The following is a 13235-nucleotide window of genomic DNA, read 5'->3' on the forward strand; positions in this document are numbered from 1 at the left end:
CGCCCGGCGCACGCCGCCGGGCCGACACGGCCCCGCCGCAGATCCCCCGTCCGCCCGCCGGGCCTACGATGGTGACGCTTCGGCGGGCGCCGGACGGAAGGCGGAGGCGATGGCCACGGCTGGACTGCCGGCAGCACCGGGCGGGGTACGGCTGGCGTCGTCCGCGGGCCGGTGGGTGCTGGCCTGCTCGGTGCTCGGCTCGGGCATGGCGATGCTGGACGGCACCATCGTCAACATCGCGCTGCCGCGCATCGGCGAGGACCTCGGCGCGTCGCTGGCGGCGTTGCAGTGGACGGTCAACGGCTATCTGCTGACGCTGGCCGGGCTGATCCTGCTCGGCGGCGGGCTCGGCGACCGGTACGGGCGGCGGCGGGTGTTCACCGTCGGCGTGGTGTGGTTCGCGCTGGCGTCCGCGCTGTGCGCGATCGCGCAGGACGCCGGCATGCTGATCGCCTCCCGGGCGCTGCAGGGCGTGGGCGGGGCGCTGCTGACGCCGGGTTCGCTGGCACTGGTGCAGTCCACGTTCCGCCCGGAGGACCGGGCGAAGGCGGTCGGCGCGTGGTCGGGCCTGGGCGGGGTGGCGGGCGCGGTCGGGCCGTTCCTGGGCGGCTGGCTGGTGGACGGGCCGGGCTGGCGGTGGATCTTCTTCATCAATGTGCCGCTCGGCGCCGTGGTCCTGCTCATCGCCGCGCGGCACGTGCCGGAGAGCCGGGACCGGCAGGCGTCCGGGTCGTTCGACGTGGCCGGGGCGGCGCTGGCCGCGCTGTGCCTGGCCGGGATCACGTACGCGCTGATCTCCGCGTCCAGCCGTCCTTCGCTGCTGGGCGTGGGGCTGCCGGTGCTCGCGGGGGTGCTGTGCGGGGCGGCGTTCCTGCGCACCGAACGGGTCCGGGCGCACCCGATGCTGCCGCTGGACATCTTCTCCTCCCGGCTGTTCACCGCGATGAACGTGGTCACGCTGTGCCTGTACGCGGCGATCGGCGGGGTGTTCTTCCTGCTGCCGGTGCAGCTCCAGATCGCCGCCGGGTACAGCGCGCTGCGCGCGGGCCTGGCGACGCTGCCGGTCACCGCCTTGATGCTGCTGCTCTCCGCGCCCGCGGGCGCGCTCTCCCAACGGATCGGGCCGCGGCTGCCGTTGACGGCCGGGCCGCTCGTCGCCGCCGCGGGCATGCTGCTGCTCACCCGGATCTCGCCGGGCACGTCCTCCTACCTGGTGGACGTGCTGCCCGCGGTCGTCGTCCAGGGGCTGGGGATGAGCCTGTTCGTGGCGCCGCTGACCGCGACGGTGCTGGCGTCAGTCGAGGTGGACCACGCGGGGGTCGCCAGCGGCGTCAACAACGCGGCGGCCCGGGTCGCCCAACTCCTCGTGGTGGCCGCGCTCCCGCTCGCCGTCGGGCTCTCCGACCACGCGTACACCTCCGCGCACGCGGTCAACGCGGCGTTCGGCCGCGCGATGGGCATCTGCGCGGGGCTGTGCGCGGCCGGCGCCGCGCTCGCCGCCTTCCTCGTACCCTCGCGGGCGGTGCTCGCCGAGGGCGCCCCGGACACGGCGGAGCCGCAGTGCGCGCCCAACTGCGGCTTCTCCTCCCCTCCCTTGGAGCCGGGCTCCCAGCGCAGCGTCTGAGGCTGCCTCGTCCCGTCCGTCCCGCGACCTACCGAGGTCCCTGACGGTGCTCAGCGGGGCTGACCGTTGGATGGGGGCCCTCCGTGAGGAGTTGTTCGAGGACGGGGAGGGCGGCGGTGAGGTGGGCGTGCTGGGCGGGGGTGAGGCGGGCCATGCGGCGGGCGAGGAGTTCGGCGCGCTCGCGGCGGATGCGTTCGAGCAGGGCGCGGCCCTCTTCGTGGATGCTCACGAGGAAGGAGCGGCCGTCGGCGGGGTCGGCCTCCTTGCCGATGAGCCCGGCGGCGGCGAGCGGCCGGACGGTGCGGGTGAGGGCGGGCGCGGAGACCTGCTCGCGGGCGGCGAGCTCGCCGAGCCGGATCGGCCCGAACTGCTCGATGCGGGCGAGCGCGGACAGCTGGGCGTAGGTGAGGTTGAGGTCGTCCGCGGACGCCTGGGCGAGCTGGCGGTACAGGCGGGCGACGATCAGGGCGACAGCGGACGGCGAGGCGCCCCCGCGCCCTTCGTGCTCGGTCATGGCGGGGACGCCTCCTTCGGCCGTACGGTTCAGCCCTGCTGCTCGGGCACCTTGCGGGAGCGGATCAGGGACGCACCCGCCGCGACCAAGGACATCACGATCGCGAGGGCGAACACCACGACGAGGCCGTCGTGGAAGGGCCCGGAGATCAGGTGCGGGAAGAACTCCCGCCCGGTGAGGGTCTGCGCGTTGGCCTTGGGCAGCTTCCCCAGCAGGTCGGGGCCGAGCAGCTGCTGGATCGGGTTGTACCCGAGGAACGCCGCGAACAGGGTGCCGACCGGGGGCAGGTTGGCCACCTGGTGGGCGCTGGCCGCGGGTACGTGCTGGGCCGTCAGGCCGGTGCTGAGGGTGTGGGGCAGCGAGCGGGCCAGCCCGGCGACCATGAGCGAGAAGAACACGCCGATGGACAGCACCATGCCCGCGTTCTGGAAGGTGGCGCGCATGCCGGAGGCGGCGCCGCGGGACTCCGCAGGCACGCTCGCCATGATGATCGAGGTGTTGGGCGCGGCGAACAGGCCGCCGCCGAGGCCGTTGAGGAAGACCACGAGCGCGAAGACCCAGTAGCTGAAGTTCGTCGGGATGAGCAGCAGCCCGGCGAAGGAGCCGGCCATCACCACGAAGCCGGCGGCGGCGAAGAGCCGGGCGCCGTAGCGGTCGGACAGGGCGCCGGCGACGGGGCCGGCGGCGAGGAACCCGACGGTGAGCGGCAGCAGGTAGATGCCCGCCCACAGCGGGGTGTCGGCGTAGTTGTAGCCGTGCAGCGGCAGCCAGATGCCCTGGAGCCAGATGATCAGCATGAACTGGAGGCCGCCGCGGGCGATGGACCCGAGCAGGGTGGCCGCGTTGCCGCCGGCGAAGGCCGCGTTGCGGAAGAGCTTGAGCGGGAACATCGGCTCGGCCACGCGGGACTCGATCAGGCAGAACACCACGAGCAGCGCGGCGCCGCCGATCAGTCCGGCGAGCACCCAGGGGTTGGTCCAGCCCATGGTGTGGCCGCCGTAGGGCTGGATGCCGTAGGTGATGCCGGCGAGCAGGGCGGTCAGGCCGACGGCGAAGGTGATGTTGCCCCACCAGTCCATCTTCGCGGGGCGGCGGATGCCGGTGTCGTGCAGGGAGCGGTAGGCCCACACGGTGCCGATCAGGCCGATGGGTACGTTCACCCAGAAGATGGAGCGCCAGTTCCACTCGGCGAGCAGGCCGCCGAGCACCAGGCCGATGAAGGAGCCGGCGATGCCGGCCACCATGTTCACCCCGAGCGCCATGCCGCGCTGCTTGGCCGGGAAGGCGTCGGTGATGATGGCCGCGGAGTTGGCCATCAGCATGGAGCCGCCGACGGCCTGCGCGACGCGCCAGCCGATCAGCCACAGGGCGCCGCCGCCGCCGTGCATCGGGTCGACGGAGAGGATCACCGAGGTGATGGTGAAGATCAGGAAGCCGGCGTTGTAGATCTTGACCCGGCCGAGGATGTCGCCGAGCCGGCCGAGGGTGACGACCAGGACCGCGGTGACGAGCATGTAGCCCATCAGCATCCACAGCAGGTAGCTGACGTTTCCGGCCTGGAGCGGGTCCAGCCGGATGCCGTTGAAGATCGCCGGCAGCGAGATCAGCACGATCGAGGAGTTGATCGTGGCGATGAGCATGCCGAGCGTCGTGTTGGACAGGGCCACCCACTTGTAGTGCGGATGGTCGGCGGCGATACGCGGGGATCTCCGCTGTATTCGGGTCGTCGAGTCTTCTTCGGTCGCCATGCGGCGGTCACACCCCACCCGGAGAGAGAGCCGTTAGTTAACTTAGGTTAAGTAAAACTCTATCATTCAACATCACTGCCGTGCAGGGCGGTTCGGCGGCGTCGACGGGGTGCGGGGAGCGCACGCGCGAGGCGGCGCACTCCCCCCTTTCCGGCGCGGTCCGGCGGCCTCGGTTCAGCGGCGCCGCAGCAGCACGCCCCGCACGTAGGCGGCCTGCCCGGCGTGCTGGAGGTCGTCGCCGATCACGCTGATCAGCCGCACCCCGAGGGTGACCGGCGGGGTCCACCGCTCGTCGACGACCTCGTCCAGGTCCGCGTCGGACAGGCCGCCGAGGTAGTCGAGGGTGGCCGCGTGCACGGCGTCGTAGTAGCCGGTCAGCAGCTCCGGGTCGGCGACGCGGACCTGGCCGACCTCGGCGGCGCTGTGGCCGTAGCCGATCGCGCCGGCCGGGAAGGGCAGGTCGAAGCGCTGCTCCCAGCCCTCGGCGGTCCAGATCTGCTCGCGGCCGGCCACATCGGCGACGTGGTCGTCCTGGACCCGGGTGAGGTGCCAGACCAGCCAGCCGATCGAGTTGGCCTCGTCGTCCAGACGTGCGGCCAGCTCGTCGGCGGTCAGGCCGTCGACGGCGGCGTGCACGACCTCCTTGATGCGGCCGTAGGCGTCGGCGAGGACTTCAGCGGTGTTCATCGGATCTCCAGACGGGAACAGGGCGGGAAGGTCACTGCGGGGGCAATGCCCGCAGCGCTCGCATTCTTCCCGCCCGGCCCGCCCGGCAGCCGTGACCGCCACGCGGGCGTGCCCGCGCTCGTGGTGCGAACGCGGGCACGCCCAGGGGTGTGTGCCGGGGTTCTACTGGGTGACGTTGATGGTGAAGGTGGACGTGGTGTTCTCGATGTCCACCGCGTTGTCGCTCTCGGTCAGGCCGTTGATCGTCACCGATCCGTCGGCCGGGCCCTGGCCGGGTTCCGGCTGCGGGTTGGCCCACAGGCCGAAGCCGGACTTCGCGTCGTAGGTGTCGCCGCTCTTGTGCGCGCCGGTCACCGACAGGTTGGTGATGGTGGTGTCCTTGATGGGGTTGAGCGGGGTGCTGCCGTTCCACTTGGTCTGGAACATCACGCCCGCGTACGTCGGGTCGCTGATGTCGATGTCGCTCAGCCGCAGGCCCTGCATCGTGAACTCCGCCGAGTAGATCCACAGCGCCGGGAAGACCTGGGCGCCCCAGAAGTGGCCGCCGTCCCTGGCGAGCGTGATGTCCGCGAAGTTCGTGGTGGGCGAGGACTCGAAGCCCAGGGCGGGGATGCCGCCGAAGGCCAGCGAACCGATCGTCACACCGGGGTAGGTGAGGCTGTCGGCGATGTAGAGGTTGCTGAAGGTGTTGCCGCCACCGCCGTAGACCGCCAGGCCCGCGGCGCGCCACACGGTCTGCACGCTGAGGTTGGTGAAGGTGTTGCCGGTCTCCTGCTCGTTGTGGTTGTCGATCGCCGGGAACAGGGCGAAGCTGTCGTCGCCGGTGGACCGGGCCTCGTCGTTGCTGACGGTGTTGCCGGTGGAGCCGTTGGTCAGGTTGACGCCGTCGGCGAAGGTGTCGCGGATGCGCAGGTTCGTGAAGTGCGAGTCGTCGACGTTCGTCGCCCACACCCCGCAGATCGTGTGCTCGATCCACAGGTTGTCGATCGTCAGGTCGGAGACGCCGGTGAGGTCGAAGACCTTGCCGGGGCCGTCGATCCGGCTGGTGTAGTTGCCGAAGAAGCCGAACCCGGTGAAGGTCGAGCCGTCCGCGGTGCTCTGCACCGCGAAGCCGCCGTCGGTGTTCTCCTGGGTCTGCGGCGTGGTGAACTGCGTGAACCACGGGCCCGCGCCGATCACCTTGATCGCCCGGCCGTAGACGGTGAACTTGTTGGCGGTCTGGTAGGTGCCGGCCGGCAGGTAGACGCCGAGCTTGGTGGTGTCCTGCCGCGCGGTGTCCAGCGCGTTCTGCACGTCCTGCTGGGTGAAGCCGGCCGGCACGACGTACTTCGCCGGGTCCGGGTTCGGCGTCGCGGTGGCCTGCTCCAGGTCGATGTAGTCGATGTTGTAGTAGGCCGCGGTGTTCGCCGCGTCCTTCTGGAGCCTGATGGTGTGACCGGCCGGCACGGTGGTGCCGAGCATCACGTTCGCCTCGTCGTAGATGTGCCGCGGCCCGCCGGAGCCGGCCGAGTTGGTGGGACTCGTCTCGTCGCCGTAGAGCCACTCGTACTTCGAGGTCAGACTGATCGTCTTCAGCAGGGTCCCGTCCACGTAGACGTCCAGCGTGGTGGAGTCGGTGCCGTCGGGGATGTTGAAGCGGGTGACCAGGGTGTTGGTGGCCGCCCGGGTGGTCCACTGCACGTACTGGCCGGCGCCGCCCAGGTGCACCGCCTCGCGGCCGGACGCCTCGCCGGCCGGGTCGCCGATGGTGCGGTTGGGGCCGAGTACGGTGGCGCCGCCGCCGACCGTGCCGTCCTCCGCCTCATAGGCGTCATACGGCATGTTGGCGCCGCGGCCGACGAAGAACGCCTGGCTGTCGGTGTTGTTGGCCTGCTTGGTCGAGACTTCGTTGGTGTCGACCGCGACGGTGGTCTTCAGGGTGTACTTGCCGTCGGCGGCCGTCCAGCTGCCCAGGTCCACCGGGGCGGTGGTGGCGCCGACGGCGATGGCGCCGCTGTAGGAGCCGGTGAGGGTCTTCACCACGGCGCCGCTGGCGGCGTCGAGCACCGAGACGGTGACGGCGTGCGCGCCCGACGCGGCGGCGACGGTGCCCTGGTTGCGGATCGCGACGGTGAAGCCGACGCTCTGGCCGGCGGACGGGTGGCCGGGCGACCAGGCGGTGACCGGCACCAGGTCGGAGCTGTCGACCGGCTTGACCACCAGCGGGTTCGGCGCGGTGTAGCTGTTGTTCGTCTCGTTCTGCTCGATCACGGCGTTGGCCTCGTCGACCTTCGCGGTGAGCTGGTAGCTGCCGGCGTTCTGGGCGCCGATCGCCGCGGTGACCGTGGTGCTGCCGCCGGCCGCGAGGGCGCCGACCTTCGCGCTGCCGACCTTGGTGGTGCCGAGGTAGAAGTTGACGTCGGTGGCCGCCGCGGCGTCGGTGCCGGTGTTCTTCACGGTGGCGGCGAGCGTGACCGGGTCGGTCTCGACCGGGGCGGCGGGCGAGGCGGTCAGCGCGCTCACCGTCAGGTCCGGGTTGGGCCCGGGCACCCCGATCACCTGGACCTCGGCGGCCTGGCCGCCGCCCGCCCCGGAGTTGGCGCTGAAGGTCAGCCGCACGTCGGCGACGCGCGCGGACACCGGGATCGTGACGCTGTTGCCGGTGGCCGGGTCGAAGCTGTACTGCTTGGCCGCCACCAGCGGGCTGAAGCCGGTCGCGGACTGCTCGCGGCCGTCGACCGCGATGGTCTGGGTGCGCGCGCTCCACGCGCTGGACGGGTTGAGCTTCACCACGACCTGGCTGGTGTCCACGTTCGCGCCGAGCTGGATGGTCAGCGAGCTGGTGCCGCTGCCCTCCCAGTAGGTGGTCACGTCGTCGTCGTTCGCGTTCGCGGCGACATAGGTCTGCACCGTGGAGGAGGCGGTGATCGGCTTGCCGACGGCCTGGTTGGTGCCGCCGGTGGGCGGGGAGGTGCCGTTGCGGGTGACGGTGTTGCTGTTCGCCGACTCGTTGCCCGCCGCGTCCACGGCCCGGACGTAGTACGTGACCGTGGCCGTGTCCGGCTGGCTGTCGGTGTAGGCGAGGGTGTCGCCGGCGGTGGTGGCGGCCTTGGTGCCGTTGCGGAAGACCTCGTAGCCGGTGACGGCCACGTTGTCGCTCGCGGCGTTCCAGGTCAGCTTGATCTGGCCGGAGGCGGGCTGGGTGTAGGCCAGGCCGGTCGGCGCCGAGGGCGCCTGGGTGTCGCCCGAGGTGCCGGTACGGGTCACGCTGTTGCTGGCCGCGGACTGGTTGCCCGCCGCGTCGTGCGCCTTGACGGTGTACGTCACGGTGGCGGTGTCGGCCTGGCTGTCGGTGTAGGACAGGGTGGTGCCGCTCACCGAGCTGCGCAGGGTGCCGTTCGCGTAGATGTCGTAGCCGGTGACGCCGACGTTGTCGGTGGCCGCGTTCCAGGTCAGCTTGATCTGGCCGGAGGCGGGCTGGGTGTAGGCCAGGCCGGTCGGCGCCGAAGGCGCCTGGGTGTCGCCGGTGGTCGGCCCGTACACCTCGAACTCGGAGATCTGGCCGGCCGGCCAGCCGGTGTTGCCGGTGACGTTCAACCGCACGTAGCGGGCCGTGGCCGTGTCGAAGGTGATGGTGACGGTGTTCCCGGTGGCCGGGTCGAAGGTGTACCCGGCGGAGGCGGCCAGGTCGGAGAAGGTGCTGCCGTCGGTGCTGCCCTGCACCGCGAGCGTCTGGGTGCGGGCCGCCCACGCGGTGGCCGGCGGCAGCTTCAGCACGACCTTGTTCACCGGGACCGCGCTGCCCAGGTCCACCCGCAGCCACTGCGGGAAGGCGTTGTTGGTGCTCTCCCAGTAGGTGTTCGCGTCACCGTCCACCGCGTTGCCCGACGGGTAGACGTCGTTGTGGCCCGACTCGGCGGTGGGCCGGCCCGCGGCGAGGTTGTCGGTGGAGGCGGCGGCCGCGAGCGCGGTCAGCTCCGACAGCTGAGCGGTCTTCCCCGCGGTGTTCGCGGACACCTCGGCGCGTATGTAGCGGGCCTTCTGCGCCGGGAAGGACACCGTGACCGTGTTGTCCCGGCCCGGGTCGAACGTGTAGGAGGCGGAGGTGACCAGCGTCCTGAAGCCGGTCCCGTCCTCGCTGCCCTGGAGCGCCATGGTCTCGCTGCGCCGGCTCCAGGAGGCGGGCACCTTCAGCCGGATCTGGTCGACGACCCGGTCCGCGCCGAGGTCGACCTGCGCCCACTGCGGCAGCTTCCGGCCCGAACTCTCCCAGTACGTGCCCTGGTTGCCGTCGTCCAGCCGGGCGGCGGTGTGCGTCCCGTCGGTACTGCTCGCGGCGGCGGACTTCGCCGCCACCGGTGCCGATCTGCCCGCGGCGGCGGCGGGCAGCGCCTGCACGCCCAGCAGGAGCAGGCCGGCGGCGGTCACCCCCGCCACCAGCCGTGGAATGGAGCGCTTGGGTCTCATGGGCGTCCCTTACGTGTCGTGGTCCGGAAAAGGAGACTCACTGCGTGCACGATCCGAAACATGCGGGCCCAACACCGCGAAGTTGCGACCCTGTCACACCGATCCATCGTGGATCTGCTCATAATTTGCGCGGGTGTGGCAGAGTGTTACAGACGCGCTACGGCGGCGTCCATCCTTGCGACAGCAGAGATTCACGTGCGGGCAGGCCGGACCACCGCCGCGCGCGGGCGCGTACGGACCCGGGCGGGGCGGGGGCGCTGACGGGTACGGGTGCTGGCGCTCGCCCGCACCCGCGCCGGGCTCAGCCGTCCGAGCCGGACTGCCTGCGGAGGGCCGCCCGGACCGGAGCCGAAGCGCGCTGTATGACCGTCTTTCCTCGGAGCCGGCGGCTGAGCATCACGAGCCGCGGATGCCGCTCGCTCAGCTCTCTCGACTGCCGGTCCAGCTCCTCCACCAGCCGCTCGGAGCGCTTCTCCACGGCCAGTTCGTCCAGGATGCGGTCCACCTCCGCCAGCAGCGCGCCATGCAGCTGCCACTGCCTCGGATGCGACTGCACCCCGGCCAGCAGCAGGTCCGCCACCTTGTCGCGGGCCTCGCCGGCGTCGACGAGCGCCTGCGTCAGCCCGTCCTCCGCGGTCTGCGCGCTGGCGGCGACCTGCGTGGTGATCAGCACCGCGAAACTCTCCACGGCGGCGGCCACATGGTCGAAGAGCCGCTCCAGCTCCGCGCCGATCTCCGGGGCGAAGAGCGTCTCGTCGGTACGTTTCTTCGCCAGGTCGGTGAGCGTGCGCGAGAGCACCCGCAGCACCACCGCGCAGATCTCCAGGGTGTCCAGGCCGGTGCGCAGCGCCACCCGGGACAGCAGCCCCTCGCGCACCCGCGGGTTGAAGCGCAGGCTGTCCTCGGCCTGCCGCAGCGACGCGTCCACCTCGCTGATGTCGTGGTCGACCCGGCGCGCCTCGTGCAGCCGGGCCGCCGCCCGCTCGACCGGCAGGTGCCCGGCGACCTGGCCGCCGATGTCGCGGAAGAGCCGCCCCATCCGGTGGGCCATGGCCTCGATCGAGCCGCCCGCGGACTGCACCCATACCGGCGGCGCGAACAGCAGGTTGAACAGCAGCCCGACCGCGGCGCCGATCAGCGTCTCGTAGATCCGGTCCCAGGCGGTGGAGGCCACCTTGGTGACGCCCAGCACCAGCATCGCCGAGATCGCCACCTCGGCCTCGAACTCCCCGACCTTCACCACCCGTCCGACCAGCAGCGCGGTGAGGATGATCAGGCCCAGGCTCCACCAGCTCAGCCCGACCAGCGAGCTGAAGGCGATCGCGATGACCACGCCGACCACGACCGCGTTGACCCGCCGGATGCCGGTCATGAAGGTGGAGTACAAGGTGACCTGCACCACCAGCAGCGCGGTCAGCGGCGCGGTGAGCGGGACCGGCTGCGGCAGCAGCCACACCGCGACGACGTAGGAGATGACCGCCGCCGTCGTGGAGCGGCCGATCTGCGCCGCCACCGGCTCCGCGGTCCAGCGGACCAGCTTGACCATCGGCTCTGGTACGTCGGGCATCGCGTGTACTTTCCCGCTCTCGGTGTCTCCGGCTCCGCTGACCGCCTGGTGGGCCAGCCTAGGGTCGATCCGCGCCGGGCACGCGAGGGCGCGCGGGCGGACCGGGCGGGCGCCGCCCCGCACGGACGGCGCGGCCACCCCGCACTCCCCTACCCGCTGGAGGGCCGCCACACCTGCCGCCACGTCAGGTCTTGCACGCACCCGGCGCCCCGCGACCCAATCTCGTTCACTTTCTTGACGGGTCGGCAACAGCGCCGTAATCATCACAGCAATCAGAGAGCGCTCTCCCAACTCCCCGTCCACGCCACCCACTTCCAGGAGACGGTCGTGACCGGCAACCCCCCACTCGTGCTCGCACCCCCCACCCCAAGACGCTTCTCCCGCTCCCTCGTCCTCGCGTGCGTCGCGGCGCTGATCGCCGCGTGCGCGCTGGTGGCGACCCAGACCCCGGCCCGCGCGGCCGGCGCCCTGCTGTCGCAGGGGAAGACCGCCACCGCCTCCTCCACCGAGAACGCGGGCACCCCCGCCTCCGCGGCGGTCGACGGCGACAACGGCACCCGCTGGTCCAGCGCCGCCGCCGACCCCCAGTGGCTCGAAGTCGACCTGGGCGCCAGTGCCACCCTCGACTCCGTCACGCTGCGCTGGGAGACCGCGTACGCGACCGCCTACCAGATCCAGACCTCCGCCGACGGCAGCACCTGGACGAGTGCCTACTCGACCACCACCGGCAAGGGCGGCAGCGAGACGGTTTCCGTAAACGGTTCCGGGCGCTATGTCCGGCTCTACACCACCCAGCGCGCCACCCAGTACGGCGTGTCGCTGTGGGAGTTCCAGGTGTACGGCACCGCCGGCGCGACCGGCACCGCCTGCTCCACCACGAACGCGGCGCTGCACAAGACCGCCACCGCCTCCTCCACCGAGAACGCGGGCACCCCCGCCTCCGCGGCGGTCGACGGCGACAACGGCACCCGCTGGTCCAGCGCCGCCGCCGACCCGCAGTGGCTCGAGGTCGACCTGGGCTCCTCGCAGCCGGTCTGCGGGGTCCAGCTGAGCTGGGAGACCGCGTACGCGACGGCGTACCAGATCCAGGTCTCCACCGACGGCACCACCTGGACCAGCGCCTACTCGACCACCACCGGCAAGGGCGGCACCGAGCTGATCACCCTGTCCGGCACCGGCCGCTACGTGCGGATGTACGGCACCGCGCGGGCCACCCAGTACGGCTACTCGCTGTGGGAGTTCCAGGTCTTCACCGGCGGCAGCGGCGACGGCGGCGGCACGGGCGGCGGGGACGGCGGCACCACTCCCCCCGGCTCCACCCTGCTGTCCTACGGCAAGCCCGCCACCGCCTCCAGCTACCAGGACGACGCGAACTGCGGCGGCTGCACCCCGGCGAAGGCCTTCGACCACGACTCCGCCACCCGCTGGGCGACCAGCGACGTGAACGGCTGGGTGGACCCGGGCTGGCTCCAGGTGGACCTGGGCGCGACCGCGCACATCACGCAGGTCGTCCTCCAGTGGGACCCGGCGTACGCGACGGCGTACCAGATCCAGACCTCCGCCAACGGCACCGACTGGACCAGCATCTACTCCACCACCACCGGCAAGGGCTTCAAGGAGACCCTCTCCGTCGACGGCACCGGCCGCTACGTGCGGATGTACGGCACCGCGCGCAGCAACGGCTACGGCTACTCGCTGTGGGACTTCGACGTGTACGGCACCGGCGGCGACCCGACGCCGCCGCCGGCCGCGCCGCCGAACCCCGGCAGCCCGGAGAAGGTCGTCTTCGACGACGAGTTCAACGGCGCCGCGGGCACCGAGCCGGACGCCACCAAGTGGAGCCAGGACCCCGGCACCGGGCAGAACGGCGAGCTGGAGACGTACACGAACGGCGACAACACGAAGATGGACGGCAACGGCGACCTGGTGATCGAGGCCGACAAGACCTCCACCGGCTACACCTCGGGCCGGATCAACACCTCCGACCACTTCAACTTCACCTACGGGCACGTGGAGGCCCGGATCAAGGTGAGCGGCACGCAGGGCCTGTGGCCGGCGTTCTGGCTGCTGGGCTCGAACTTCAAGACCGGCACGCCGTGGCCGCAGTGCGGTGAGATCGACATCATGGAGCACGTCGGCAAGGTGCCGGACTCGGTCTACTCCACGCTGCACGCGCCCGCCTACAACGGCGGCAACGGCGACGGCTCGCCCTACACCGTCGCCGGCAGCGACTTCGCCTCGGCCTTCCACACCTACGCGCTGGACTGGGACTCCAGCCACATGACGTTCTCGGTGGACGGCACCGCGTTCTTCACCGTGGACAAGGCCAACCTGGAGCAGACCAGGGGGCCGTGGATCTACGACCACCCGTTCTACCTGATCCTCAACAACGCGGTGGGCGGCGACTGGCCCGGCGCACCCGACGCCACCTCGGTCTTCCCGCAGAAGATGCTGGTCGACTACGTCCGCGTGTCGCAGTAACACCAGCCCCGCACACCCCCTGCACAACGGAACGCGATCTCCCGACCCCCTTGTCTCCGCCTTTGGTTCAGGCCAATAGTGGAACCTCGCATTCCTACCGACGGGTTCGCGGGCGGGGTGCCGCCACGGTGTCCGCGCCGCGGCAGCGCCCCGCCCGCGCCCCCACCC

7 protein-coding genes are annotated in these 13235 nt (G+C 71.5%); 2 read left to right on the plus strand and 5 right to left on the minus strand.

The features are described 5' to 3' along the window. Positions 1–109: 109 nt before the first annotated feature. Positions 110–1624, plus strand: a complete 1515-nt coding sequence (locus tag AC3EVP_RS09280; protein WP_435128005.1) for a DHA2 family efflux MFS transporter permease subunit — start codon at positions 110–112, stop codon at positions 1622–1624. 28 nt (positions 1625–1652) lie between these two features. Here AC3EVP_RS09280 and AC3EVP_RS09285 read toward each other — a convergent pair whose 3' ends face one another. From AC3EVP_RS09285 to AC3EVP_RS09305, 5 genes are all read right to left on the minus strand, one after another. Continuing rightward, on the minus strand, positions 1653–2138 hold the full coding sequence (locus AC3EVP_RS09285) for a MarR family winged helix-turn-helix transcriptional regulator (RefSeq protein WP_435128007.1): 486 nt from the start codon (positions 2136–2138) through the stop codon (positions 1653–1655). A 29-nt stretch (positions 2139–2167) separates the two neighbouring features. Beyond that, a complete protein-coding gene (locus AC3EVP_RS09290) occupies positions 2168–3886 on the minus strand; it encodes an MFS transporter (RefSeq protein WP_335976219.1) in 1719 nt (572 codons plus the stop codon). Between the two features lie 174 nt (positions 3887–4060). Further along, positions 4061–4573 carry a mycothiol transferase gene (locus AC3EVP_RS09295; RefSeq protein WP_435128010.1) on the minus strand — a complete coding sequence of 171 codons (513 nt, stop codon included), beginning with the start codon at positions 4571–4573 and terminating at the stop codon, positions 4061–4063. Between the two features lie 162 nt (positions 4574–4735). Beyond that, positions 4736–9019: a discoidin domain-containing protein gene (locus tag AC3EVP_RS09300; RefSeq protein ID WP_435128012.1), complete on the minus strand. Its 4284-nt coding sequence runs from the start codon at positions 9017–9019 to the stop codon at positions 4736–4738. Between the two features lie 301 nt (positions 9020–9320). Continuing rightward, on the minus strand, positions 9321–10586 hold the full coding sequence (locus tag AC3EVP_RS09305) for an FUSC family protein (RefSeq protein ID WP_435128014.1): 1266 nt from the start codon (positions 10584–10586) through the stop codon (positions 9321–9323). A gap of 348 nt (positions 10587–10934) precedes the next feature. Between AC3EVP_RS09305 and AC3EVP_RS09310 the strand changes: the two genes are divergently transcribed. Further along, a complete protein-coding gene (locus AC3EVP_RS09310) occupies positions 10935–13067 on the plus strand; it encodes a discoidin domain-containing protein (RefSeq protein ID WP_435128256.1) in 2133 nt (710 codons plus the stop codon). Positions 13068–13235: the final 168 nt, after the last annotated feature.

It is taken from the genome of Actinacidiphila sp. bgisy144 (assembly GCF_057708105.1).